This window comes from Streptomyces sp. NPDC098781 (genome assembly GCF_044759995.1).
Taxonomy (GTDB): domain Bacteria; phylum Actinomycetota; class Actinomycetes; order Streptomycetales; family Streptomycetaceae; genus Streptomyces.
Genome location: NZ_JBIWAK010000004.1, coordinates 595,994 through 622,585, shown reverse-complemented (window position 1 = coordinate 622,585; position 26,592 = coordinate 595,994). Strand labels below are relative to the sequence as shown.

Sequence of the window (26,592 nt, the reverse complement as noted above, 5' to 3'; positions counted from 1 at the left end):
AATGGGCAGGAGAAGCCTTCTTTCCGGCTCTTTCCTGCTCAACAGCCTCACGCGTGCGCCCGCGTCACCGGTAGTCGTCCTCGTCGATGGAGACGACGCGTGCCTGCTCGATCAGATCGGCCTCGTTCGCCCGGCCCGGGTCCACGCCGGTCAGCGGATCGTCCTGGTCGGACCTTACGTCGGCGTGCTGCTCGGCCGCGTCGGCCGGGGGTGCCTCGACGTCGAGGTCCTCCGGCTCGTCGCTCTCCTCGGCCACGAACGTATCGGGGTCGGTCGGATCGACGGCCATGGCGGGCTCCCTTCCTAGAAACGTCCCCGGGGGGACGACATCCCTGGGTGAGACAGGGGTCCACATCCGGGTGCCCTGCGTACGAGCCTAGGAGACACCGGTTCCGGACGCTATGCGATCCGCGGGGGATCCGTGGGCGATTCGGGCGTGTCCCGGGTGGCCTCTGTGCGGGTGGCGCGTCGGCCGGTTTCCCGAGTCGGCGGCTGCCATGTACGTGCCCACTTGTGACGGCGAACACATGAACCACTGCGTGATCGTCTCGTAACATTGCCGCATGTCTTCGACCGAGCTCCCATCCGCGCCGGCCGCCAGCGTGCTCCCCAAGGTGGCGACCGTCAGGGTCGCCGAGGGTGAGCGGCTGCGTTCGGTCGGACTGCCGGGGATCACGCTGTCGGTGCGATCGAGACCACCCGCGCGCGAGGGCCTGCCGCCCGCGCTCTACGTCCATGGACTCGGCGGTTCCTCACAGAACTGGTCCGCGCTGATGCAACAGCTCGAGGACCAGGTCGACGGCGAGGCCGTCGACCTGCCGGGCTTCGGCGACTCGCCACCGCCGGACGACGGCAACTACTCGATCACCGCGCACGCACGCGCGGTGATCCGCTATCTCGACGCCTCCGACCGCGGCCCGGTCCACCTCTTCGGTAACTCGCTCGGCGGAGCGGTCACCACACGCGTCGCGGCCGTGCGCCCGGACCTCGTCCGAACGCTCACCCTCATCTCGCCCGCACTGCCGGAGCTCCGCGTCCAGCGCACCGCCGTACCCACCGGCCTGCTCGCCGTGCCCGGGGCGACCGCGCTCTTCACCCGCTTCAGCAGAGGCTGGACGGCCGAGCAGCGCGTCCGCGGCGTGATGCACCTGTGCTACGGCGACCCCGGCCGGGTGACGCCGGAGGGCTTCAGCAACGCGGTCGAGGAGATGGAGCGGCGACTCCAGCTGCCGTACTTCTGGGACGCCTTGACGCGTTCCGCGCGCGGGCTGGTCAACGCCTACACGCTGGGCGGCCAGCACGCGCTGTGGCGCCAGGCGGAGCGCGTGCTGGCGCCGACGCTGCTCATCTACGGCGGCCGGGACCAGCTCGTCGGCTACCGCATGTGCCGGAAGGCCGCGCGCAGCTTCCGCGACTCCCGACTGCTGACCCTGCCGGAGGCCGGACACGTGGCGATGATGGAGTACCCCGAGATCGTCGCCCGCGCGTTCGATGAGCTCTGCGTGGACGCCGGGGAGGCGCTGGAGCCGCAGAGCGGCCGGTCCGGCGTCACCGGCGCCGGGGCCGTGACCGAGAACGCTGGGAGCTGAGGCGCGACGTGGGACGCCACAGCCGCCGCGGACCGGCCGCCAAGCGCGACACCGCGGACCCGACCGCCCGACAGGGCTCCCGGGGGCCACAGCCCGAGCCGGGCCCGGCCCAGCGGGGGCCCTCCGCGCCGGGCCCGGGATCCGGGCCGAGCAGGGTGCCGGGCGCCCGACCGGGTACGGCACCGGGGCCCGGGCCGGGCCAGGGTGGCCGGCCGCAGCCCGGTGGACGCCGGACAGCCGGTCCGGCGCCGTACGAGGGGCGGGGCTATCCCGACGGGACGCCCCCGCACGGTTTCCCGACGCTGCCGGACGGCACGCCCGCGCAGGGCTTCCCGAGGCTCGCTGACGGCACTCCCGCGCACGGCATACCGAGGCTGCCCGACGGCACTCCCGCGCACGGCTTTCCCCGGCTCCCCGACGGCACTCCCGCCCACGGCACTCCCCGAGTCCGCGGCACCCACCCCGAGCAGCGTGAACCGGGTGGTGGCTGGGGTGAGTTGAGGGGCCGGACCGGCGTCACATACGGCGCCCCGCCCGCGACCGGCGTCCCCCTGCCGCGCCCCCGGCAGGCACCCCGGTCCGAAGGGCCCCGGCAGGACTACGTCGACGCCTTCGAGGAGGACGTCGACGTCTTCGCGCCCCGTGTCGCCGAGACCGCGCACGCCGCCGACCCGTACGGCTCCGTCACCGACTGGGACACCAGGACCGGCACCGACGCCGACGACGAGGACGCCCCGCCGACCGGTGAGCCCGTCACGGCGCAAGGCGGCAAGGGCCGGGCCTTCACCGGTATCGCCGCGGCCGCCGTCGTCACCGTGCTGGCCGTGGTCGTCGCCGGTCAGGTCGCCAAGGGGCGGGACGACAGCGACGTACGCTCGCAGTCCGCCGGCGATCAGGCGCGGGACGACCGGGACTCGGCCACCCGCGGGGACGGGCGGCCGACGCCGTCCGGTGGGCCGGCCGCGGCACCGCTGACGTACGCCCAGAAGATGGCGGCGACGTTTCCGCTGAGCGCGACCCTCAAGGGCTCGGGGAAGTTCGACGCGGTCAAGGGGATCGACAAGGCGCCCGGCAAGGGGCAGAAGTTCACCTACCGCGTGGATGTGGAGCAGGGGCTCGGACTGGACGGTGAGCTCTTCGCGCAGGCCGTGCAGAAGACGCTCAACGACGACCGCAGCTGGGCCCACAACGGCGCCCGTACCTTCGAGCGCGTGTACACCGGCAAGCCCGACTTCGTGATCACGCTGGCCAGTCCCGGCACGACGGCCGAGTGGTGCGCCAAGTCCGATCTGGACACCACCGTCGACAACGTCTCGTGCGACTCCGCCGCCACCGAGCGCGTGATGATCAACGCGTACCGCTGGGCGCAGGGGGCGAAGACCTTCGGCGACCGGATGTACGAGTACCGGCAGATGCTGATCAATCACGAGGTCGGTCACCGGCTCGGATTCGGGCACGTCACCTGTGACAAGGACGGCGAGCTTGCCCCGGTCATGCAGCAGCAGACCAAGTTCCTCGACCATGACGGGATCCACTGCCGGCCCAACGCCTGGGCGTTCCCCGGGAGTTGACGGGTGACTCATACGTCACATTGACATGTGCAGCGAGATCATCCATATTTCTGCACATGTCGTCCCGTCACGCCTCCTCTCGCGCCGCCATCGAGCTGGCGCTCATCGGCGTGACCGCTCTGTGCGTGGCCGACATTCACTGTCGCTGACGCTCGCCCCTGGCGTGCGCGTCGCGATCTCTTTCCCTCCCGTGATCACGTGACTCCTGTGTCCTGTGGTGTGCTCGCGGGTGCCTGACGACCCGACGGTCCGACGCCGGGGCAGACGTCTGCTCACTTCTGTCTCACTCCGCGTCACTCTGTCTCGCCATTCGATATGACCGGCGAGATCCATCAATCCGAGAGGTCGTCTCCGATGCGTCAACCGTCCCTCACAGCGCGCCGCGTGGCCGCGGTAACCGTCAGCCTGGTCGTGGCAGCGGGCGCCGTCGCCTGCGGGCCCGAGGACAACGATGCCAAGAGCGCCGGCGGCGACTCGACGCCCCACAAGGGCGGCACGCTCACCGTCCTGAACTCCAATCCCCAGCAGGACTTCGACCCCGCCCGGCTGTACACCTCCGGCGGCGGAAACGTTCCCTCGCTGGTCTTCCGCACCCTCACCACCCGCAACCGCGAGAACGGCGAGGCCGGCGCGAAGGTCGTCCCCGACCTCGCCACCGACACCGGGCGTCCCAACAAGGATGCGACCGTGTGGACGTACACCCTCAAGGAGGGCCTGAAGTACGAGGACGGCACGCCGATTACCACGGCCGACATCAAGTACGGCATCGAGCGCTCGTTCGCGCCGGAACTGTCCGGCGGCGCACCGTACTTGAGGGACTGGCTGGTCGGGGCCGCCGACTACCAGGGGCCGTACAAGGACGACAAGGGCCTGTCGGCGATCGAGACGCCGGATGCGCGGACCATCGTCTTCCATCTGAACAAGCCGGAGGGCGAGTTCCCGTACCTCGCCACGCAGACGCAGTTCACGCCGGTGCCGAAGGCCAAGGACACCGGCACGAAGTACGAGCAGCACCCGGTCTCGTCGGGGCCGTACAAGGTCGTCACGAACGACAACGACGGCGAGCGGCTCGTCCTGGAGCGCAACACCCACTGGTCCGCCTCGACGGACGCCGAGCGCAAGGCCTATCCGGACAAGATCGACGTACGGTCCGGGCTCGACTCGTCCGTGATCAACCAGCGGCTGTCCGCGTCCCAGGGTGTGGACGCCGCCGCGGTCACCACCGACACCAACCTCGGCCCGGCCGAGCTGGCCAAGGTGACCGGTGACAAGGACCTGGCCGCGCGCGTCGGTACCGGTCACTTCGGCTACACCAACTACATCGCCTTCAATCCGAGGGTCAAGCCGTTCGACGACATCAAGGTGCGCCAGGCGATCTCGTACGCCATCGACCGGTCGTCGGTCGTCAACGCCGCCGGCGGCTCCGCGCTGGCCGAGCCCGCCACCACCTTCCTGCCGGACCAGAAGTCCTTCGGCCACACGGCGTACGACCACTTCCCGGCGGGGAAGGCCGGTGACCCGGCGAAGGCCAAGGAGCTGCTGAAGGAGGCCGGGTACGCGAAGGGGCTCACCGTCACCCTCACCCACTCCAACGCCAAGGACTTCGAGACCAGCCCCGAGATCGCGACCGCGATCCAGGACGCGCTCAAGAAGGCCGGCATCACCGTCGAGCTCCAGGGTCTGGAGGAGAACGACTACTCCGACAAGATCCACGACGTGCAGACCGAGCCCGGCTTCTTCCTCGCCCACTGGGGTGCCGACTGGCCCTCCGGCGGCCCCTTCCTCGCCCCGATCTTCGACGGCCGGCAGATCGTCGAGGACGGCGCGAACTTCAACACCGGCCTGCTCGACGACAAGTCCGTCAACGCCGAGATCGACGCGATCAACAAGCTGACCGATCTCGACGCCGCCGCCGCGCGGTGGGGAGCGCTGGACAAGAGGATCGGCGAGCGGGCGCTGACCGTGCCGCTGTTCCACCCCGTCTACAAGCGGCTGTACGGCGAGGACGTCAAGAACGTCGTGATCAGCGACTGGACCGGCGTGCTGGACATCTCCCAGGTCGCGGTGAAGTAGCGCCGTGAGTGAGGCAGTTCTCGCCGCGGAGGCGAGCGAGGCGACCGAGGTTCCCGGGGTGTCCGTCGCTCCGGGAGCCTCGGGGGCCCGTCAGTTCTGGCGGCGGCTGCGGACGCAGCGCGCCGCACTCGTCGCGGCGGCCGTCGTCGCGCTGCTCGTCCTGGTCGCGCTCGCCGCACCCCTGCTCACCGCGATCGAGGGCCAGGACCCGACCACCTACCACCCGTCCCTGGTCGACTCCGCGCGCGGGGGCGTGCCCATCGGCTCGTTCGGCGGAGTGAGCGCCGACCACTGGCTCGGCGTCGAACCGCAGACCGGGCGGGACCTGTTCGCGCGGCTGGTGTACGGCGCCCGGGTCTCCCTCGGGGTCGCGCTGGCCGCGACCGTCGTCCAGGTCACCATCGGCGTCGTCGTGGGCGTCGCGTCGGCGCTCGGCAGCCGCTGGGTCGACCAGGTGCTCAGCCGGTTCACGGATGTCATCGTGGCGATGCCGTTGATGATCATGGCGTTGGCTTTGCTCGCGATCGTGCCGTCGAGTTTTCCGCGGCCCGTGCTCGTCGCCCTCGTCATCGGGCTGATCGCGTGGGGCAACATCGCCAAGATCGTGCGCGCCCAGACGCTCACCCTCAGAGGGCTCGACTACGTCGCCGCCGCCCGGCTCAGCGGCTGGGGCACCTGGCGCATCGCCCGCCGCGAACTGCTGCCCGGCATCGCCGCACCCGTCATCACCTACGCGGCGCTGCTCGTCCCGGTCAACATCACCGTCGAGGCCGCCCTGTCCTTCCTGGGCGTCGGCGTGAAGCCCCCGACGCCGTCCTGGGGACAGATGCTCACCGCCGCCGACGTCTGGTACCAGGCCGCCCCGCAGTATCTGCTGCTGCCCGCGGGCGCGCTCTTCGTGACCGTCCTCGCCCTCACCGTCCTCGGCGACGGCGTGCGCACGGCGCTGGACCCGCGCGCGGCGTCCCGGCTGCGGATCGGCACCGGCCGCAAGAGGGAGGCCAAGGCATGAGCGGCTTCCTCCTGCGCCGCGTTCTCGGAGCCGTCGTCACCCTGTTCGCCATCTCGGTGATCGTCTACGTCGTCTTCTACGTCACCCCCGGCAACGTCGCCCAGATCACCTGCGGCCCGCGCTGCTCACCCGCCCAGGTGCAGCAGGTCGCCGAGCAACTGCACCTGAACGACCCGCTGTACGCGCGCTACTGGGACTTTCTCCAGGGCCTGGTCGCCGGCCAGGACTACTCGACGGGCACGTCCGTGCAGCACTGCTCGGCGCCCTGCCTCGGGCTGTCGTACCAGAGCGACCAGCAGGTCACCGCGCTGATCCTGGCAAAGCTGCCGGTCAGTCTGTCGCTCGTGTTCGGCGCCATGGTGCTCTGGCTGGTCCTCGGGGTCGGCACCGGCGTGCTGTCCGCATGGCGACGCGGCCGTCTCACCGAGCGGCTGCTGACCGGCGTCACGCTCGCCGGCGTCGCCACACCGGTCTTCGTCATCGGCCTGGTCCTGATGATCGTCGTCTGCGGTCAGCTGCGACTGCTGCCGTTCCCGCAGTACGTCGCCTTCACCGACGACCCCGAACAGTGGGCGTGGAACCTGCTGCTGCCCTGGCTCTCGCTCGCCCTGATCGAGGCCGCCGCCTTCGCCCGGCTGACCAGGGCGTCGATGCTGGAGACGCTGGCCGAGGACCACATCCGCACCTTCCGGGCCTACGGCGTCGGCGAGCGGTCCGTCATCGGGCGGCACGCGCTGCGCGGGGCCCTCGCGCCGGTCATCGCGCTCAACGCCAACAACTTCGGCGGCGCGGTGGGCGGCGCCGTGCTCACCGAGACGCTCTTCGGCCTGCCCGGCATCGGGCAGGAACTGGTCCACGCCGTCAAGGTGGTCGACCTTCCGGTCGTCGTCGGCATGGTCCTGGTCATCGGGTTCATCGTGGTCGTCGCCAACGCCGTCGCGGACGTGCTGTACGCGGTGGCCGACCGACGGGTGGTACTGGCATGAGCGACATCGAGAAGGCTCCCGCGCGCGGGCTCGTCGAAGTGAGCGACCTGACGGTCGACTTCGGTGACCTGCGCGCCGTCGACGGCCTCACCTTCCGGCTGGAGCGCGGCGCCGCCCTCGCGCTGGTGGGCGAGTCCGGCTCCGGCAAGTCCACGGTCGCCTCCGCCCTGCTCGGGCTGCACCACGGCACGGGCGCGCGGGTCGGCGGCTCGATCGACGTCGCGGGTGTCGACGTACAGAAGGCGTCCGACGACGAACTGCGGCGGCTGCGCGGCGGCAGGGCGGCCATGGTCTTCCAGGACCCGTTGTCGTCCCTGGACCCCTACTACGCCATAGGCGACCAGATCGCCGAGGTGTACCGCGTGCACACGCGTGCCTCCCGACGAGCCGCACGCGCGCGTGCCGTGGAGGTGCTGGCGCGCGTCGGCATCCCGGACGCGGTACGGCGGTCCCGGTCCCGGCCGCACGAGTTCAGCGGCGGTATGCGCCAGCGCGCCCTCATCGCCATGGCGCTGGCCTGCGAGCCCGAGCTGCTGATCGCCGACGAGCCGACGACCGCGCTCGACGTGACCGTCCAGGCCCAGATCCTCGACCTGCTGCACACGCTGCGCGAGGAGACCGGTATGGGGCTGCTGCTGGTCACGCACGACGTCGGGGTCGCCGCCGAGAGCGCCGACGAGGTGCTGGTGATGCGGCACGGCAAGGCGGTCGAGCGTGGCCCGGTCGATGCCGTCCTGGGGGCGCCCTCGCGGGCGTACACCCAGGAGTTGCTCGCCGCCGTTCCGCGCGTGGACGTGTCGCGGCCGGCCGAGGAGGTCTCCGGGGAAGTCGTCCTGGAGGCGAAGGGCCTCAAGCGGGAGTTCGGGCGCGGCCGGCGAGCCTTCACGGCCGTCGACGACGTGTCGCTCACGCTCCGCCGGGGCGAGACCCTCGGTGTCGTCGGCGAGAGCGGCAGCGGCAAGACGACGCTCGGACGGATGCTGGTCGGGCTGCTGGAGCCGACCGCGGGCGAGGTCCGCCACGACGGGCACGCGCGCGTGGGCGTGCGTCCGGCGGTGCAGATGGTCTTCCAGGACCCCGTCTCCTCCCTCAACCCGCGCCGCACCGTGGGGGAGTCGATCGCCGACCCGCTGCGCGCCAGGGGCGAGTCCGACGAGGGGCGCATCCAGGGGCGGGTGCGGGAACTGCTGGAGCGCGTGGGGCTCGAAGCGGCGCACTACGACCGCTACCCGCACGAGTTCAGCGGCGGTCAGCGCCAGCGTGTGGGCATCGCACGGGCGCTCGCGGCCGACCCGCGCGTCATCGTCTGCGACGAACCCGTCTCCGCGCTCGACGTCACCACCCAGGCCCAGGTCGTCGCCCTGCTCGCCGAGTTGCGGCGGGAGCTGGGGCTCGCGCTCGTCTTCGTCGCCCACGACCTGGCCGTCGTACGGCAGGTCAGCGACCGGGTCGCGGTGATGCGCGGCGGGCGGATCGTCGAGTCGGGGCCCGCCGACGAGGTGTACGACAACCCGCAGGATCCGTACACCAAACAGCTCCTGGCCGCCGTGCCCGCACTCGATCCGAGGGCCGCGGCCCAGCGGCGGGCGGCGCGACGGGAGTTGGCCGTCGTGTGACCGTCCGGCCCGTCCGCGCAGTTCAGGTGTGACGATCCGTGCGCGTTTGATCTCCTAGCGCGACGGAACGCGACCCGCACGGGAAAGTTACGACCGTTCACCCCTTTTGGTGGCGCGATGGACAACCGTCCGTCGCGCCACCGCCTTGTCCGCATACGTTCGTCCCGCTGCGAGCCGCCGGGGGAACGGCGGCTCCCCTCAAGGGAGATCGGGGGTGTACTCGTGCGTATAGGACTGATTGCGGAGGGTGGCTATCCGTATGTGAGCGGTGAGGCCAGGCTCTGGTGCGACCGGCTCGTGCGCGGGCTGGAACAGCACGAGTTCGACATCTACGCGCTCAGCCGCAGCGAGCGCCAGGAGGACGAGGGCTGGGTCCCACTGCCGCCGCAGGTCAGCCGCGTACGCACGGCGCCGCTCTGGTCGGCCGAGGACGACGGAGTGGTGTACGGGCGTCGCGCGCGCCGGCGGTTCGCCGACTGCTACGGCGAGTTGGTCGCCGCGCTCTGCACGGGCGGCGCCCGAGAGACTTCGGACGGCGCCGAGGAGGCGTCCGCCACTGAGGCGGACCGTTTCGCCAACGGGCTGTACGGGCTCGCCGAACTCGCCCGCGAGGAAGGCGGGTTGGTGGGAGCGCTCCGCTCCGAGGCGGCCGTACGCGCCCTGGAGCGCGCCTGCCGTGCGCGGGGCGCCCAGCGCACGGCTCGCGAGGCCCGCGTACCCGATCTGCTCACTGTGGCGGCCCACCTGGAACGCGCCCTGCGCCCCCTCTCGCTCGACTGGTACGAGGACGACGGCCTGGGCTCGGCCGACCTGTGCCACGCCACCTCCGGCGGCCCCGCCGCCCTGCCCGCCCTGCTCACCCGCCACTTCCACGGCGTACCGCTGGTGCTGACCGAGTACGGCGTCCGGCTCCGCACGCACTACCTGGCCGCCCCCGACGCCTCGCCCGCCGCGCGCTCCCTGCTCGCCGCCTTCCACGGCAGGCTCGCCGCCGAGAGCTACGCCAGGGCAGCCCTCGTCACCCCCGGCAACGGCCACGCCCGGCGCTGGCAGGAGCGTTGCGGCGCCGACCGCGAGAAGCTCCGCACGGTCTACCCCGGCATGGACGCCGCCCGCTTCGCGGAGGTCGGTGAGAGCCCGGAGTGCGTGGACCCGGACGCGCTGGTCTGGGTCGGCCGGGTCGAACCCGCCAAGGACCTGGTGTCGTTGCTGCACGCCTTCGCCGAGGTCCGCAAGGAGGAGCCGAAGACGCGCCTGCGGATCGTCGGGGCGCCCTCGGGTCCCGAGGGCGCCGCCTACCTCGGGCACTGCAAGGCGCTCGCCGCGCAGCTCTTCCCCGACGAGGCGGAGAGCCCGCACCGGGTCGGCGACAACCCGGTCTCCTTCGAGGAGGTCGGCGGCCCCGAGCTCCCGACCCTCGCCGACGCGTACGCCTCGGGCGCCGTGACGGTTCTGTCCAGCGTCGTCGAAGGCTTCCCCATCGGCCTGGTCGAGGCCATGTTCTGCGGGCGCGCGACGGTGTCCACCGACGTCGGAGCGGTGGTGGAGGTCATCGGCGGTACCGGTCTCGTCGTACCGCCACGCAACCCGCGCGCGCTCGCGGAGGCGTGCGTCGCGCTGCTGCGCGACCCCGAGCGCCGTGAGCGCCTGGGCGCGGCGGCACGCGCGCGTGCGCTCGAACTGTTCACCGTCGAGCAGAACATCGCAGCATTTCACGGCATTTACCTGGAGATCGTCTCGCGCACCCCGGTCCGCCGAGTCGTCCTCGACGAGTCCGGCGACCCCCTGCCCTTCGCCGTCCCGGCCGAGGCCCACGTCCCCGGCCGCTGGACCGAACGACCGGCCCGCCTGGTGGCACGCGGAGGGCCGCCGCGCGCGCCGGGAGCGCCTGTTCGTGGCACGGCACTGCCGGTGAGTGAGACAGCGGCTGCGATCGCTCCGGCGACGGCGACGGCGACGGAGGCGGCGCGGTGACTGGGACAGGGGGAGTGGGGCGTCCTGGAGTTCGGTCGGGCGCCGGGAGCCAGGGGGGACCGGACCGCCCTGGAGTTCGGTCGAGCGCCGGGACCCAGGGGGGACCGGACCGCCCTGGGGCACCTTCGAGCCCGGGGGCATGGGACGAACGGTCCGAGGAGTGGCTGACGGCTGATACGGGGGCGTGGGTGGACAGTTCCGAGCGTGCGGGGAGGGTCCCGAGGGCCCCCGGGGCCGGCCGTGACGCGGGCGCGCCCGCTGAGTCGGACGCGTCGGTCGGCGACGGTGTGCGAGTTGGTCTGGTGGCGCGAGACGAGACGGATGCGTGGGCCGACGCTGACGGGCCGGTGGGCGTCTCCGCAAGGGGCGACACAGGCACGTGGGCCGACGCCGACCCGCGAGCGGGTGTGACTGTCCCGGACGGGATGGACAGGACCGGCGGAACGCACACGCGGGTCGATGCGGGCCCACCCTCGGACACGGCCGCACGAGCCGAGGCATCGGCCGCCAGGTCCGTCGAGGAGCCGACCGCGGCCTCCCGGCCGAACCCCCCTCGTCGCACCGGCGCCGACCCCGTGAAGGCCCTGATGCACCGCCACCGCGAGCTGTGCGAACGCGCCGTGGACCCGCTGGAGATCGCGGCCGGCCTGGAGGCGCACGGCGTCACCGACCGCACGGCGGCACGCTTCCTGCACCGGGACGTCTTCTCCCTCGCGGAGGAGATGTACGCCCGCACCTCCCGGGACGGCGAAACACCCCCCGCCCCGCCGCCCCTGCCTCCGTTGCGCGCCCGCGCCGGCTGGACGGTCCTCACCCTCCTGCCCGGCGCGGCCTGCGCGGCGGCCGTGGCGGGCCTGCACCTCACCCACGGCCGGCCCCGCCTGATCGCGGCCGTCGTCGGAGCCCTCGTCGTCACCCTCGCCCTGCGCGTGGCCCTGAACCGAGGACCCCTCGCCGGCCGGCCCGGCCTCCGCCCGACCGCCACCCGGATCTGCTGGCTCCTCGCCTACGCCCTCCTCGGCGACGGCCTCCTCCAGGCGGCCGTCGACGGAGGCCCGGACGTCCTCCCGGACGGCACCGCCGACGGCCCCTGGCCGCTCACGGCCGTCCCGGTCCTGGCCCTCGCCCTCTCCTGCGCCCCCGCGGCCTGGTGTGCCCACCTCCTCGCAGCGGGCGCCCGTCACAAACTCTCCGCCAGCCGGGCACTGAAGGACTTCGCCACCTCCGCGAAGCCCCTCCTCCTGGGCACCCTCGCCCTCTACCTGGCCGCCCTGACGGCCCTGCTCGCCCTGACCACCGGCACGCTCGACGAGCCCGGCGCCTACCCCCAGACCCTCACCCTGGGCGCCCTCCTGTTCCTCGCCCGCCTCCTGACCACCCACGGCTTCACCCACGCCCCCGCCCTCGTCCTCACCGCGGCAGCCTCGGCCGAGGCGACGGCCCTGTCCGCCCTCTTCGCCGCCCGCCTCCCCGGCTGCGCCTGGCTGGCGACCCCCGTCCAGGCCCTGATCGACGCAGGGGGCCCGGCGGCGATTCCCACACTCGCCTGTGGCGCGGGCGCCCTGACGCTCCTGCTGCACGCCATGCGCACGCTGACGAGAGCGTCGGCCCACACCCCACAGGACCAACCGTGGTGAGGCGTCAAGACCCCCACCGCCCCGCAGCCGCGTCCGGCCCCGGCCCAGGACGCACCCGCAGGCCCCACCCGCACCCCCACTCACCCACGCGGGCCGTCGCAGACATGCACTCTGCACACCCCCACGAACCAGTCGAGAACCTCCTGTCTGAAGCCCTCGAAGGAGACCCCCAAATGATCACCTCCCGACCCGACCTGCCCTCGGCAACGGGAGCCGCCCGATGAGAGTCCTGCTGATCGGAGCCAACGGCTACCTGGGCCGCTTCGTAGCCGACCGCCTCCTGGCCGACCCCGCGGTCCAACTCACCGCACTGGGCCGGGGCGACGACGCCGACGTCCGCTTCGACCTCGCCTCCGGCAGCCCCGGTGCCCTGACCCGCTTCCTCGACGCGGTCCACCCCGGCGTGGTCATCAACTGCGCCGGCGCCACCAGGGGCGGCGCCCGCGAACTGACCCGCCACAACACCGTCGCCGTCGCCACCGTCTGTGAGGCCCTGCGCCGCAGCGGATGCGGCGCCCGACTCGTCCAGATCGGCTGCGGTGCCGAGTACGGCCCGAGTCAGCCCGGCTCCTCAACGGCCGAGGACGCCGTCCCCCGCCCCGGCGGCCCGTACGGCGTCAGCAAACTCGCCGCCACCGAACTGGTCCTGGGTTCCGGCCTGGACGCCGTGGTCCTGCGCGTCTTCTCACCCGCGGGTCCCGGCACGCCTGCCGGCTCCCCCCTGGGCCGCCTCGCCGAGGCCATGCGCCGCGCCATGCAGTCGGGCGACGGCGAGCTCAAACTCACCGGGCTCGGCGCCCAACGCGACTTCATCGACGTCCGCGACGTGGCCCGCGCCGTCCACGCCGCCTCGCTCTCCGCGGCCCAGGGCGTCATCAACATCGGCTCCGGCCGCGCCGTCCGACTGCGCGACGCCGCCGCCGTGCTCGCCCGGGTGGCCGGCTACGGCGGAGCCCTGCACGAACTCGACGGCCCGCCCGGCCCGTTGCGGCCCTCCATCGGCCACCCGCGCACGGACCCCGACCACGCGACCCACGCCATCCACGCGGCGACCCACGCGGTCCACGCCACCCACGCGGCGCACGCCGCACCCGTCGCCTACCCGGACGGCTGCGGCAGCTGGCAGCAGGCCGATGTGCGCACCGCACGCGACCGTCTCGGCTGGCGGCCCCGGATCAACCTCGAGGAGTCGCTCGGGGACATCTGGATGGAGGCGGCATGCCGTATCTGACCGGCACCACACCCACCACGTCGAGCACCGACCTGCGCACCGGCCTCGGTGTCCCCGGCTATGCCCACCCCCTCCTCGCCCCCACCGAATGGGGCGGACTCACGCGCCCCGGCACCCCGCTGCACTGGGTCGCGCTCAATGTCGCCGACGGCCCCGGCACCCTCCCCGATCCCCACTGCCTCGAAGCGGCCGGCCGGCTGCGCAACGCGGGAATCCGCGTCCTCGGCAGCCTCGACGCGGCACCGCTCGACAGGATCCACCTCGGCACGCCCTACGGAGCGCGCGTCTACGGCGACCTGGTCTCCAAGGCGCAGCGCTACCTCGACTGGTACCGCGTCGACGGGTTCCTCCTCGACCGCTGCCCGACCGACGGCACCTCCCTGCCGGAGGTCCAGCGCACCGTCGGCGCACTCCGGGCCCTGCGTGACAAGGCCCACATCGTCCTCGGCCACGGCGCCCACCCGCACCCTCGCTACGTCGAGTGCGGCGACCAGCTCGTCACCTTCTCCGGTCCCTGGAGCGACTACCGCTGGTCGCAGGTCGCGGAGTGGACGGCCGACTATCCGCCCGACCGCTTCTGCCACTTCGTCCACGGCGTGCCCCTCGGCCACCTCGACGAGGCGCTGCGCATCGCCCGCTGGCAGGGTGCCGCGACGATCTGGTTCACCGACCACACGGACCGCGGCGGCCGAGCCGACCCCTGGGAGACCATGCCCGGCTACTGGGACGAAATTGTCTCGCGGATCGGAACAGGTGTCTCGGAATGAAAAAGGCCATGGCACTGTTACCAGGAGAACAAATGTAGTGATCGACCGACCAACGGAGTCCCCGTGTCGCTGCCACCCCTGGTCGAGCCGGCTGCCGAGCTCACCGTAGACGAGGTTCGCAGGTACTCCCGCCACCTGATCATCCCCGATGTCGGGATGGACGGGCAGAAGCGGCTGAAGAACGCCAAGGTGCTCTGTGTGGGCGCAGGCGGCCTGGGCTCGCCGGCGCTGATGTATCTGGCCGCCGCGGGCGTCGGCACGCTCGGCATCGTGGAGTTCGACGAGGTCGACGAGTCGAACCTTCAGCGCCAGATCATCCACAGCCAGTCCGACATCGGCCGCTCCAAGGCCGAGTCCGCCCGCGACAGCGTCAAGGGCATCAACCCGTACGTGAACGTGATCCTTCACGAGGAGCGGCTCGAGGCCGACAACGTGATGGACATCTTCAGCCAGTACGACCTGATCGTCGACGGCACGGACAACTTCGCGACCCGCTACCTGGTCAACGACGCCTGCGTGCTGCTGAACAAGCCGTACGTCTGGGGCTCGATCTACCGCTTCGACGGCCAGGCCTCCGTCTTCTGGTCCGAGCACGGTCCCTGCTACCGCTGCCTGTACCCCGAGCCCCCGCCGCCGGGCATGGTCCCCTCCTGCGCCGAGGGCGGCGTGCTGGGCGTGCTGTGCGCGTCCATCGGCTCCATCCAGGTCAACGAGGCCATCAAGCTGCTCGCGGGCATCGGTGAGCCGCTCGTCGGGCGCCTGATGATCTACGACGCCCTGGAGATGCAGTACCGCCAGGTCAAGGTCCGCAAGGACCCGGACTGCGCGGTCTGCGGCGAGAACCCCACCGTCACCGAGCTCATCGACTACGAGGCCTTCTGCGGCGTCGTGTCCGAGGAGGCCCAGGAGGCCGCCGCCGGCTCCACGATCACTCCCAAGCAGCTCAAGGAGTGGATCGACGACGGCGAGAACATCGACATCATCGATGTGCGCGAGATCAACGAGTACGAGATCGTCTCGATCCCCGGCGCCCGTCTGGTCCCGAAGAACGAGTTCCTCATGGGTACCGCCCTGGAGAGCCTCCCGCAGGACAAGAAGATCGTCTTGCACTGCAAGACGGGTGTCCGCAGTGCGGAAGTCCTCGCGGTCCTGAAGTCGGCGGGCTTCTCCGACGCCGTGCACGTCGGTGGCGGCGTGATCGGCTGGGTCAACCAGATCGAGCCGGACAAGCCGGTCTACTGAGCCTCGGCTCGTCCTGACCTCCCCTCGGCGGGGGCCTCGCGCACCACGGGTGCCCGAGGCCCCCGCCGTCGTCATGAGCAGACCTTGCCGTCCTTCGGCACCGTCCCCTGAAGCAGATACGCGTTCACCGCGGAGTCGACGCAGTCGCTCCCCTTCCCGTAGGCGGCATGGCCCTCGCCCTTCCAGGTGAGCGTCATACCGACCCCCTTGCCCAGCTCGTCCGCCATCCTCCGGGTGCCCTCGTAGGGCGTCGCCGGGTCGCCGGTGTTGCCGACCAGCAGGATCGGCGCCGCACCCGGCGCACTGACCTCCGGGGTGTCGTACTGTCCGGCCACCGGCCAGTCGTGGCACCAGCCGGCGGTGTCCCAACCGAGCATCGGTCCGAACACGGGCGAGACCTTCTCGAACCGGGGCAGCAGCTTCTTCGTCTCCTCGACCGTCGGCCGCTGCTTGTCGTCCAGGCACGATATGACCCGGTGGGAGTGGTTCCCCGTGCCGTAGTGCCCCGAAGGGTCGCGCTCGTTGTAGTCGTCGGCCAGCGCCAGCAGTTCCGAGCCTTCCCTCTCCTCGGCCGCCGCCAGGGCGCTGGTCAGGGTCGGCCAGCTCGCCTCGCTGTACAGCGGCCTGATGATGCCGGTCAGCGCGAGGCTCTCCGTGAGCTTCCGGCCGGACGACGCCGGCAGCGGGTTCGCGTCGATCCGCTTCAGCAGGTCCACGATCTTCCGCGTGCCCTCTTCAGCGCTCTGCCCGGTGGACGCGAGGTAGTTGTTCAGCGCCCGCTGGAAGCCCCTCGTCTGGTTCTCGGCGTGCCCTTCCGCGTCGGCGCTCGGGTCGACCACCGCGTCCAGGATGACGCGCCCCACGTTCCCGGGGAACAAGTGGGCGTAGACGCCTCCGAGTTCGGTGCCGTAGGAGATCCCGAAGTAGTGCATCTCGCTGTCGCCGAGAACCTGGCGCATCAGGTCCATGTCGCGGGCCGTGTCGGTGGTCGACACGTGGGCGATCAGCTCCTCCTGGGACTTCCGGCAGCCCTGACCGAAGGCGGCCGCGTCCTGGAAGTAGGCGGTCTCCTCGGCCGCGGTGTCCGGCGTGATGTCCACGGACTCGGACGCCTGGATCTCCTTGTCGTCGCGACAGCGCACGCCCTCGCTCGCGCCCACCCCGCGCGGGTCCCAGCTCACCAGGTCGTAACGCTTGCCCAGTTCGGCCGTGTTGGTGGCGTACCACGGCATCGTGGCCACCCCGGAGCTGCCCGGGCCGCCGAAGTTGAACAGCAGCGAGCCGATGCGGTCGTCGCCCGTGGCCTTGGCGCGGATCATCGCGAGGTCGATCGTCCGGCCGGCCGGTTTCGACCAGTCCAGCGGTGTCTTGAGCGTCGCGCACTGCCATTCGTCGCCCGGTTCGGGGGAGTCCTCGGAGGACTCGCAGCGGCCCCAGTCGAGCTTCTGCGAGGTCAGCGAGGACGGCAGTCGGGAGGACGAGTCGGCCGAGCCGCCCGATGAACTCGTGGCGCTCGGGCTGTCATCGGCCTCCGTGCTGTCGGACGAGCCGCCGCTGCACCCCGTCACCACCAGCGCGGCGGCCGCCGCCACGGCCGACCACCGTACGAATCGCGTCATGTCGCTTCCCCCTCGCAGGCCCTCCGCTCCGTGCGGCGGATGGCGGTCCGGCCATAGTAGGCGGATCACAAATCAGCCGTGGGAGCCTGTGGATAACTCTCTGACCTGCACGTTCAGGAGGAGCGGCGCGAGCTCAGGAGCACACTGTGCCTGCCTTCGGCACCTTCCCGTCCAGCAGATAGCCGTTCACCGCGTCCTGCACGCACTTGTTCTTGCTGTCGTAGGCGCCGTGTCCCTGCCCCCGGTAGGTCAGTTCGACGCCGACCCCCTTGCCCAGCGCCTGAGCCATCCGCCGCGCGCCCTCGTACGGCGTGGCCGGGTCACCGGTATTGCCCACGACGAGGATCGGTGCCGAGCCGGGCGCGCTGACGTCGGGATGATCGGCGGCACCCGCCACGGCCCAGTCGGTGCAACTGAGCATGGACCAGGCGAGGAAGTCGCCGAACACATTCGAGGCGGACCGGAACTCGGGCAGCTTCCCCTGCACGTACTCGGGGGTGTACCGCGGCTTGTCGTCGGCGCAGTTGATCGAGATGTTGGCGGCGGTGATGTTGCTGTACTCGCCGTTCTCGCTGCGCCCGTTCAGGGAGTCGGACAGCAGCATCAGGGTCCTGCCGTTGCCGTCGTAGGCCTGCTCGAGTCCCTCGGTGAGATAGGGCCAGAAGTCCTTCGAGTACAGCGCCTGCGCGATGCCGTTGGTCGCGGCGGACTGCGTGAGCTGGCGCGGGAAGATGCCCTCGATCGGCTTGCTGTCGAGGTCCTTCAAGAGTTTCGCGATGCGGTCCTTGACGTCCTGGGCGTCCTCGCCGAGCGGGCACTCCTCGGTCTTGGAGGTGCAGTCGGCGGCGAAGTTGTCGAGCGCGCGCTGGAAGCCCTTGGCCTGACCGAGCGCTCCCTGCTCGGGATTCTGCGTCGGGTCCACCACCGCGTCGAAGACGGCACGGCCGACGTCCTTGGGGAACAAGTGGGCGTAGACAGCGCCCAGTTCGGTGCCGTAGGAGATGCCGAAGTAGTTCAGTTTGTCGTCACCGAGGACTTGGCGCATCAGGTTCATGTCGCGGGCCGCGTCGGTGGTGCGCACATGGGGCAGCATCTCGCCGGAGTTCTTCTCGCAGGCCGCGTTGAACTGCGTGGTGCTGTCCACCAGTTCCGTCCGCTCGGCGGCGTCGTCCGGGGAGGTGTCCTGCTGGAAGTAGGCGTCGAGCTGCTGGTCGTTCTCGCACAGCACGGGTTCGCTGCGACCGACTCCGCGCGGGTCGAAGCTCACCAGGTCGTAGCGGGTACGCAGCTTCTCGTACTCCTCGCCGAAGGCGGGCAGCGTGGTGACGCCGGAGCCGCCGGGTCCGCCGAAGTTGAAGATCAGCGAGCCGATGCGCTGGTTCTCCGGCCCGCTCGACTTCACCCGGATCAGCTCGATGTCGATCGTGTCGCCCTTCGGGTCGTCCCAGTCGCGGGGCGCCTTCATCGTGGCGCACTGCCAGGTACCGTCGTCCGGCAGCGGAGAGGGGCTGCTTCCGCCGCCCTGCGCCTGGGAGGGAGCCGGGCAGTCCTTCCAGCTCAGCTCCTGGGCCGTCAGGTCCTCGTCCCCGGAGTCGTCGTCGCTGCAACCGGCCAGCAGACTCGGCAGCAGCAGTGCGAGGGCGGTCAGGGCGGCTGCGCGCATCCGGGGAGGCTTCGGCATGGTCCCATCCTGCGGTCGTACGTGGTGGGGCGCTCGGGGCACGGGCCGTACGAGGTACGGCGGCGCCTCACCTTTCGTGCCCCTACAACGTACGGCGTCCTGCGCTCCGTACGACAAGCCCCACTGTCTTGCGTAGGCCTCGCGGTCCTGCGTAGGCCTCGCGGTCCTGCGTAGGCCTCGCGGTCTCGCGTACGACTCGCGGTCCTCCGAGCGCCTGGCGGTCTTCCGAGCGCCTGGCGGTCTTCCCCAGGCCCCGTGCGCTACAGCGCGCCCTTGCGGGTCAGGTGGTTGAAGGCCAGCCAGCCCGGCAGCACCGGCAGCCACAGTGTCAACAGTCGGAACAGCAGCACGGAGGGCGCGGCGACCTCGCTGGGCAGGCCCACGGCGATCAGACCGACGGTCAAGGTCGCCTCCACGGCTCCCACACCGCCCGGAGTCGGGGCCGCGGAGCCGAGAGCGTTGCCCGCGAGGAACACGACGGCCACGCTGGCGATGCTGATCGAGGTGCCCTCGCTGCCGAACGCCCGGATGGAGGCGTCCAGGCACATCACGAAGCAGGCGGTCAGCAGCAGCATGCCGCCGATGCCGGTGACGAGCTTCTGCGGCCGTTGCAGCACATCGAGCATGCGCGGCACGACCCCGGCGAACAGCGACCTCACGCGCGTGACGACGAACTTCCGCAGGAACGGCACCGACGTCACCACGAGCACCAGCACCGCCACCGTCAGCAGACCCGCGATGACGGTCCGGGACGGCGACAGCGACGGCGTCTTCTCTGTCCCCGTCAGATAGCCGAAGGCCAGCAGCATCAGGATGTGGCAGCCCAGCCCGAACAGCTGTGACGCGCCGACGCTCGCCACCGCGAGTCCCGGCCGCACTCCCGCACGCTGGAGGAAACGCGTGTTGAGGGCGACGCCACCGACCGCGGCCGGCGCGACGATCTTCACGAACGACCCGGCGACCTGTGCCGCCACGGTCCGCCGCCACGGCACCCGCTCGGGCACGAACCCGAGCAGAGCCATCGCCGCGGCGAAGTAGCTGGCCGCCGAGAACAGCACCGCCGCGGCCACCCAACCCCACTGCGCGTTGGCGACGAGCGGCCCGAACTCGATGTGCGTGAGCTGCGTCAGCAGGAAGTACGCGCCGATGGCACCGGCGATGAGGCTGATCAGCGTGCGCGGCCGCACCCGCTCCAGACGGGCCGGCTCGACCGGGGCCTGCGGCCTGATGCGGAGCACCGCGTGGCGGATCTGTGTGAGCAGATCCTCCTCGCGGGCGTCGTCCACTGCCTCGTCGATGGCCCGCTTCTCGGCCCGCGCCTGCGCCCGTACGGTCTTCTTGTCCGGCTTGTCGAGGGCGGCCCCGTCCTCCTCGGCGGCCTCCTCGCTGCGGGCGTGCTTGGCCTGCCGGGACGCCTCCAGCACCGCTTCACGCTCGCGCTGGGCGCGCTCGCGCGCGAGTCTGCGCAGCGTCGCGCGCGTGGAGCGGCTCAGCGCGATGGGCTGGAGCATCGGCAGACAGTCGGCCACGGCGTCGGGTCCGAGCACGCCCACCGCCGAGGCCACCGCGCGCTCGGCGCCGACGCGCAGGCCGAGCGTCACCAGCAGCTGGGAGATGTCCATGCGCAGCAGCAGACTGTTGGCCGCGATCTCGCCGATCCGCAGGTCGGTGATGATCACCTTGCCGGAACGATCCACCAGAATCGCGTCACCCACCAGCCTGCGGTGTGCGATGCGCCGCGACTGCAAGGCCTTGACCTGGCGCCAGGTGCCGCTCAGCAGGTCGTCGGTGATCTCCTCGTCCGACAGCGAGTCCAGGGTGTGGCCGCCGGTGTGCTCGTAGACCAGCATCACGGCGTCCGGGCCGAGCTCGGAGGTGGCGATCAGTTTGGGCGCGTTGGCGCCGGCCGCGATGGCGGCGTAGGCCAGCAGCGCCTCCTGCTCCAGGGCCTGGCGCAGCGACTGGAGGCTGCTGCGGGTGGCGAAGCCGCGCAGGGTCAGATTGCGCCACGCGCGGTAGAAGAAGCCCTGTGCCTGCTGCTCCCGGTCCACCACCGTGACGTCCAGCGGCGGACCTTCCTCGAGGGTGACGAAGTAGCGCCGGCCGCGGTCGCCGCTCTCCTCGGAGACCTCCTCGCGGGCCGCGGTCACCGGGCGGAAGCCGACGTGCCTGAGGCCCGCCATGAGCGTCCGTCCGGTGGGGCGCACGTTGGGGGAGCCGACCGCGTACAGCGTGCCGTAGGCGACGGTCCAGCCGATCAGCAGCGTCAGGATGATCGAGAAGGGCGTGGTGTAGCCGGTGACCAGCATGGAGAAGGCGTACAGGACCAGGACCGCCCACAGGACCGCACGCCAGCGGGGTCTGCGGGACATGCCCACGGCCGTCATGTACGCGATGACCGGCGCGAGATAGCCGTGCACGGGGTCGGTGAGCGAGCCGACGTCGCCGGGTGAGGGCTGGGTGAGCGCGTCCCGGATGGAGTCCGGCGCGGCCCGCGCGACCCACAGGTCCGTGGCGAGCGTCACACCGTGCGCGAGGACGGCCGCGAGGACACCGTCGGCGATGCGCAGCCCGTCCCGCTTGATCAACCGCTCGATCGCGAAGGCCACCGGCACCAGCAGGATCGCGATGCTGGACACCAGACCGGCCATCTTGCTGAACACGTCGGGCGCCTGCCCGGTGCCCTTGTTGATGTCCTGTTCGAGGCCCGAGGTCGTCCCGTGCGCGAACGCGGCGATCGCGAGCAGCAGGGCGATGCCCAGCACGCCCACGAGGAGCCGCATCAGGTCGGACGGACGGTGCACGCGCGCGGGGAGCAGCGGTTCGTCGCCCTCGACCTCGTCGACGTGGACCTCGTCGAGTTCGAGGTCGTCCGCGGCCTTCCCCTCGACGGCCTTGCGGCCCGCCTCGGTGGTGTCGGCGCCCTTCCTGAGCTCGTGCTTCCTGCCGCCGTCGCCCTCGCCGGGGTCTTTCTCGCCGGCGTTCGCGGTGCCAGGGCGCGACGAAGCGTCAGAGGTGCTCTCCGCGCCCTCCGGGTGTGCACCCTGCTGCTTCATCGTCTCTTCTTGATCTCGTATCACCAGTCACCGCCCGCACGATGGTGGCATGCTCCACCGACACACGGGGGCATCAGGGTGCAAACGCGGGGGCGCACAGTCTGCCCGAAGCGCCGCCTCAGGGCGAGGGATACGCACAGTGGCGAGTTCGTCACATTGTCGGTGGGGTGGGGCAGGATGGGGCGGATGAGTGAGGAGAGCCTTCCCGACCACGGTCGTCCGCCGTACGACGACGCCCGTCCGGAGTACGCGGACGCGCTGCCGGAGTACGCCGAGCGGGTCCTCGAGGTCGCCGAGCTGATCCCGTCGGGGCGCGTCATGACGTACGGCGATGTCGCCGAATGGCTGGAAGAGGGCGGGCCGCGGCAGGTCGGCCGGGTCATGGCCCTCTACGGGGGAGCAGTTCCGTGGTGGCGGGTGGTCCGCTCCGACGGCGTCCTGCTGCCCGGTCACGAGCTCAGAGCGATGGAGCACTACCGCGCGGAGGGCACGCCGCTGAAGGAGGCGAGCAGGGCCGCCGAGGGGCACCTGCCGCGCCTCGACATGAAGCGGGCGCGATGGGACGGCGGCGGACGCGCACAGGGTCACACCTGACAGCTTCCGACATCCGGCGGCCCGCCGTGTGACCTGTGATCCGTACGGGGGAAACGGGGCACGTCCGTGGCATGACGTACGTTCGTGAGTCGAGGGACGCACGTGGCACGAGTGCCCCGAGGGATGAATCGGAAGCCCTGCTTCCGCGTCAGCCCTCGGCGTAGCGTCGGCTGCACGCGTCCCCCTCACCCCGCGGCCACCGCCCTCCACGCGCGAGGGGCGACCAACCAGCACACCCCAGGACCGGCGAACCACGTGAGCTCCTCTTCCTCCACCAGGCGCCTGTCGCACCCCCAGGTGCGACAGGGGACCCGTGGCGCTTACCGGCTGGTGCGTACTCCCGCGGTCCGGGTGGCTCCCCCTCGTCTGGACGCCGCACAGCGCGCCGTGGTTGACCACGCGGCCGGCCCGCTGCTCGTTCTCGCCGGTCCGGGCACCGGCAAGACCACCACGCTGGTCGAGTCGGTGGCGGCGCGTATCGCCCGCGGCGGTGATCCCGAGCGCATCCTGGTGCTGACGTTCAGCCGCAAGGCCGCAGTGGAGCTGCGCGACCGTATGGCGCTGCGCATGGGGGCGGCACGCGCGCCCCAGGCGACCACCTTCCACTCGTTCTGCTACGCCCTGGTCCGCGCCCACCAGGACAACGACCTGTTCACGGAGCCGCTACGGCTGCTGTCCGGACCCGAGCAGGACGTGACCGTGAGGGAACTGCTCGCGGGCCAGCCGGACCTGGAGCGGCTCGGGCTCGCCCATGTGCGCTGGCCGGACGACCTGCGCGCCTGCCTGACCACCCGGGGCTTCGCCGACGAGGTCCGCGCGGTTCTTGCCCGCAGCCGCGAGCTGGGCCTCGCGCCCGACGCCCTGGACGCCTTCGCCCGCCGCATCGGCCGCCCCGACTGGCGCGCCGCGGCGTCCTTCCTCGCCGAGTACCTCGACGTGCTCGACATGCAGGGCGTGCTCGACTACGCCGAACTCGTCCACCGCGCGGTGCTCCTCGCCCGTCGCCCCGAGGCCGCCGGACGACTCGCCGCTCGCTACGACGCCGTGTACGTCGACGAGTACCAGGACACCGATCCGGCGCAGGTACGGCTGCTGCGCGCCCTCGCCGGCGACGGCCGCACCCTGGTCGCCTTCGGTGACCCCGACCAGTCGATCTACGCGTTCCGGGGCGCGGACGTGAACGGCATCCTGGAGTTCCCGCACGCCTTCCCGCGCGCGGACGGCCGCCCCGCGCCGGTCGAGGTCCTGCGCACCTCCCGCCGCTCCGGCGCCGCCCTGCTGGCCGCGACCCGGCTGCTCACCCGACGCATGCCGCTGACCCGGCTCCCCGCCGAGAAGGTACGCGCCCACCGAGAGCTCGCCCCGGTCCGCGAGGGAGGCCGGGTCGAGGTCTTCACGTACCCGACGTCCGGCACCGAGCTGGACAACATCGCCGACGTCCTGCGCAGGGCGCACCTGGAGGACGGCGTGCCCTGGGGCGAGATGGCCGTCCTGGTGCGTGCGGGCGCGCGCACCATCCCGACGGTCCGCCGGGCGCTCACGGCCGCCGGAGTGCCGCTCGACATCGACGGCGACGACCTGCCACTGCGGCACGAGCCGGCAGTGGCACCACTGCTGACGGCACTGCGGGCGGTGGCCGGGGCGGTCGTACGGCGTGAGCACGATGGGGAGGGCGTAGGGGCACGGGAGGGTGACCCCGCCGCCGTAGGGGGTGAGCCGGACGGGGAGGGCGTAGGGGCACAGGAGGGTGACTCCGCCGCCGTAGGGGGTGAGCCGGACGGGGAGGGCGTAGGGGCACAGGAGGGCGACCCCGCCGCCGTAGGGAGTGAGCCGGACGGGGAGGGCGTAGGGGCACAGGAGGGCGACTCCGCCGCCGTAGGGAGTGAGCCCGACGGAGAGGACGTAAGCGCACGGGACGGCGACCCCGACGCCGCGGTCGACCCCGCCCACTCCTGGCTCGACACCGAGACCGCCCTGACCCTGCTCGCCTCCCCCCTGGCCGGCATGGACGCCGCCGACCTTCGCCGCCTCGGGCGGGCCCTGCGTGAGGAGGAGCGGGCCGCGGGCAACGCCTTGCCGCCGCCCTCGGACGACCTGCTCGCACGGGCGCTGGCCGAGCCGGAGCGGCTCGCGGTGCACGACCCCACATACGCGCGTGGCGCTCAGCGTCTCGGCGCGCTGCTGCGCAAGGCCCGGGAACGCCTCGCGGGGGGCGGTACGGCCGAGGAGGCGCTGTGGGACCTGTGGGAGGGCACGCCGTGGCCCGCGCGACTGGAGCGGACCGCCCGCCGCGGCAGCGCCGCCGGACGCAACGCGGACCGCGACCTGGACGCCGTATGCGCGCTGTTCGCGACGGCGGCCCGCGCGGAGGAGCGCACCGGCGGCCGGGGCGCGCTGAACTTCCTTGAGGAGATCGAGGCCGAGGACATCGCCGCCGACACCCTCACGCGGCGTGCCGTACGCCCCGACGCGGTGCGCCTGATGACCGCGCACCGCTCGAAGGGCCTGGAGTGGCGCCTGGTCGTCGTCGCGGGCGTCCAGGAGGGGCTGTGGCCCGACCTGCGGCGCCGGGGCTCCCTGCTGGAGGCCGACCGCATCGGGCGCGACGGACTCGCCGAACCGCTCACCCCAGGAGCGCTGCTGGCGGAGGAGCGCCGCCTGTTCTACGTCGCCGCCACCCGCGCGCGTGAACGTCTCGTCGTCACGGCGGTGAAGGCCCCCGCCGACGACGGCGACCAGCCCTCCCGCTTCCTGACCGAACTCGGCGTCGAACCGAAGGACGTGACGGGACGCCCCCGCCGCCCGCTGTCCGTCGCCGCGCTGGTCGCCGAACTCAGGGCGACGACGGTCGACCCGCGCGTGTCGGACACCCTCAGGGAGGCCGCCGCCCGCCGGCTGGCCCGCCTGGCCGCGCTCGCCGACGAGGACGGCCGGCCGCTGGTCCCCGCCGCGCACCCCTACCGCTGGTGGGGCATGTTCGAGCCGACCGAGTCCAAGGTGCCGCTGCGCAACCGCGACCAGCCTGTCGTGCTCTCCGGCAGCGCCCTTGACCAGCTGGCCAACACCTGCGCCCTGCAATGGTTCCTGGGCCGTGAGGTGAAGGCCGACGCACCCGCCACCGCCGCCCAGGGCTTCGGCAACGTGGTGCACGTCCTCGCCGACGAGGTCGCCTCCGGGCACACCCCCGGCGACCTGGCCGTCCTCATGGAGCGCCTCGACTCCGTGTGGAACGCGCTCGCCTTCGACGCGCCGTGGAAGTCGGCGCAGGAGAAGGACAACGCGCGCGTGGCGCTCGAACGCTTCCTGAAGTGGCACGTGATGGACCGCGCGGGCCGTACTCCGGTGGCGAGCGAGCACGACTTCGACGTGACCCTTGAAGCCGGTGAATTCGAAGTGCGCATCCGCGGCCAGATGGACCGCGTCGAGGCCGACGGCGAAGGACGCGCCTACGTCGTCGACTTCAAGACCGGCAAGCAGGCACCGAGCGCGGCCGAGGTGGCCCGCCATCCGCAGCTCGCCGTCTATCAGCTCGCCGTCCGGGAGGGCGCGGTCGACGATGCCTTCGACGGCGTGCACCCCGAGCCCGGCGGCGCCGAACTCGTCCAACTCCGCCAGGGCGCCGCCAAACGGGACGGCGGCGAGACCCTGCCCAAGGTGCAGGGGCAGCAGGCCCTGGAAGGCCCCGAGGGGGAGTGGGTCGGCGATCTGCTGGCCACGGCCGCGGGCAAGGTCCTCGACGAGCGGTTCGCCCCCAGCGCGGGCCAGCACTGCGCGCACTGCGCGTTCCGGGCGTCGTGCAGCGCACAGCCCGAGGGCCGTCACGTGATCGAGTGACACCTCGTCAACCGCCGCAGTGATCGATCACACCACCCTCGCTGACCTGCGCCTCTCCCCAGCGGAAGGCCTGGTCGGCAGCCACTGTCAGTGCTCGCCGATAGCCTCTT

18 protein-coding genes are annotated in these 26,592 nt (G+C 71.9%); 14 read left to right on the top strand and 4 right to left on the bottom strand.

Going from position 1 to position 26,592, the window contains the following annotated elements; all coding sequences use genetic code 11:
- Positions 1-64 precede the first annotated feature (64 nt).
- Complete coding sequence (locus ACIQWG_RS19695; RefSeq protein ID WP_404097172.1) at positions 65-289, bottom strand: hypothetical protein; 225 nt, start codon at positions 287-289, stop codon at positions 65-67.
- Between the two features lie 274 nt (positions 290-563).
- On the opposite strand from ACIQWG_RS19695, the gene ACIQWG_RS19690 reads away from it, so the two are divergent.
- The 12 genes from ACIQWG_RS19690 (at position 564) to moeZ (ending at position 15,698) form a co-directional block, all read left to right on the top strand.
- A complete protein-coding gene (locus ACIQWG_RS19690) occupies positions 564-1,589 on the top strand; it encodes an alpha/beta fold hydrolase (protein ID WP_404097169.1) in 1,026 nt (341 codons plus the stop codon).
- 8 nt (positions 1,590-1,597) lie between these two features.
- A complete protein-coding gene (locus tag ACIQWG_RS19685; protein ID WP_404097166.1) occupies positions 1,598-3,160 on the top strand; it encodes a DUF3152 domain-containing protein in 1,563 nt (520 codons plus the stop codon).
- A 56-nt stretch (positions 3,161-3,216) separates the two neighbouring features.
- Entirely contained in the window at positions 3,217-3,309 is a 93-nt protein-coding gene (locus ACIQWG_RS19680) for an Ms4533A family Cys-rich leader peptide (protein WP_393516614.1), read from the top strand.
- 205 nt (positions 3,310-3,514) lie between these two features.
- Entirely contained in the window at positions 3,515-5,233 is a 1,719-nt protein-coding gene (locus ACIQWG_RS19675; protein ID WP_404097162.1) for an ABC transporter substrate-binding protein, read from the top strand.
- 4 nt (positions 5,234-5,237) lie between these two features.
- Entirely contained in the window at positions 5,238-6,245 is a 1,008-nt protein-coding gene (locus ACIQWG_RS19670; protein WP_404097159.1) for an ABC transporter permease, read from the top strand.
- A complete protein-coding gene (locus ACIQWG_RS19665) occupies positions 6,242-7,231 on the top strand; it encodes an ABC transporter permease (protein ID WP_404097156.1) in 990 nt (329 codons plus the stop codon). The genes ACIQWG_RS19670 and ACIQWG_RS19665 overlap by 4 nt, the downstream gene beginning before the upstream one ends.
- Positions 7,228-8,847, top strand: coding sequence for a dipeptide ABC transporter ATP-binding protein (locus ACIQWG_RS19660; RefSeq protein WP_404097153.1), 1,620 nt, complete (start codon positions 7,228-7,230; stop codon positions 8,845-8,847). Before ACIQWG_RS19665 ends, ACIQWG_RS19660 begins: the two co-directional genes overlap by 4 nt.
- A gap of 222 nt (positions 8,848-9,069) precedes the next feature.
- Positions 9,070-10,821, top strand: a complete 1,752-nt coding sequence (locus ACIQWG_RS19655; RefSeq protein ID WP_404097150.1) for a DUF3492 domain-containing protein — start codon at positions 9,070-9,072, stop codon at positions 10,819-10,821.
- Positions 10,822-11,246: 425 nt separating this feature from the next.
- Positions 11,247-12,458 carry a hypothetical protein gene (locus ACIQWG_RS19650; RefSeq protein WP_404097148.1) on the top strand — a complete coding sequence of 404 codons (1,212 nt, stop codon included), beginning with the start codon at positions 11,247-11,249 and terminating at the stop codon, positions 12,456-12,458.
- A 220-nt stretch (positions 12,459-12,678) separates the two neighbouring features.
- Positions 12,679-13,689, top strand: coding sequence for an NAD-dependent epimerase/dehydratase family protein (locus tag ACIQWG_RS19645; RefSeq protein ID WP_404097145.1), 1,011 nt, complete (start codon positions 12,679-12,681; stop codon positions 13,687-13,689).
- Positions 13,677-14,456, top strand: a complete 780-nt coding sequence (locus ACIQWG_RS19640; RefSeq protein ID WP_404097142.1) for a spherulation-specific family 4 protein — start codon at positions 13,677-13,679, stop codon at positions 14,454-14,456. Before ACIQWG_RS19645 ends, ACIQWG_RS19640 begins: the two co-directional genes overlap by 13 nt.
- Positions 14,457-14,519: 63 nt before the next feature.
- The gene (gene moeZ, locus ACIQWG_RS19635; protein WP_404097139.1) at positions 14,520-15,698 is read left to right on the top strand and encodes an adenylyltransferase/sulfurtransferase MoeZ; all 1,179 of its coding nucleotides are present in this window, start codon (positions 14,520-14,522) and stop codon (positions 15,696-15,698) included.
- A gap of 71 nt (positions 15,699-15,769) precedes the next feature.
- Here moeZ and ACIQWG_RS19630 read toward each other — a convergent pair whose 3' ends face one another.
- The 3 genes from ACIQWG_RS19630 to ACIQWG_RS19620 all read right to left on the bottom strand — a co-directional run bounded on the left by ACIQWG_RS19630 (position 15,770) and on the right by ACIQWG_RS19620 (position 22,054).
- Complete coding sequence (locus ACIQWG_RS19630) at positions 15,770-17,317, bottom strand: alpha/beta hydrolase (RefSeq protein WP_404097137.1); 1,548 nt, start codon at positions 17,315-17,317, stop codon at positions 15,770-15,772.
- Between the two features lie 133 nt (positions 17,318-17,450).
- Complete coding sequence (locus ACIQWG_RS19625; protein ID WP_404097134.1) at positions 17,451-18,998, bottom strand: alpha/beta hydrolase; 1,548 nt, start codon at positions 18,996-18,998, stop codon at positions 17,451-17,453.
- Between the two features lie 260 nt (positions 18,999-19,258).
- Positions 19,259-22,054 (bottom strand): YbhN family protein, encoded by a 2,796-nt coding sequence (locus ACIQWG_RS19620; protein WP_404097131.1) that lies wholly within the window; start codon positions 22,052-22,054, stop codon positions 19,259-19,261.
- Between the two features lie 186 nt (positions 22,055-22,240).
- Between ACIQWG_RS19620 and ACIQWG_RS19615 the strand changes: the two genes are divergently transcribed.
- Complete coding sequence (locus ACIQWG_RS19615; RefSeq protein WP_404097128.1) at positions 22,241-22,648, top strand: MGMT family protein; 408 nt, start codon at positions 22,241-22,243, stop codon at positions 22,646-22,648.
- A 255-nt stretch (positions 22,649-22,903) separates the two neighbouring features.
- Complete coding sequence (locus ACIQWG_RS19610) at positions 22,904-26,482, top strand: UvrD-helicase domain-containing protein (RefSeq protein WP_404097124.1); 3,579 nt, start codon at positions 22,904-22,906, stop codon at positions 26,480-26,482.
- The last annotated feature ends 110 nt before the right edge of the window (positions 26,483-26,592 follow it).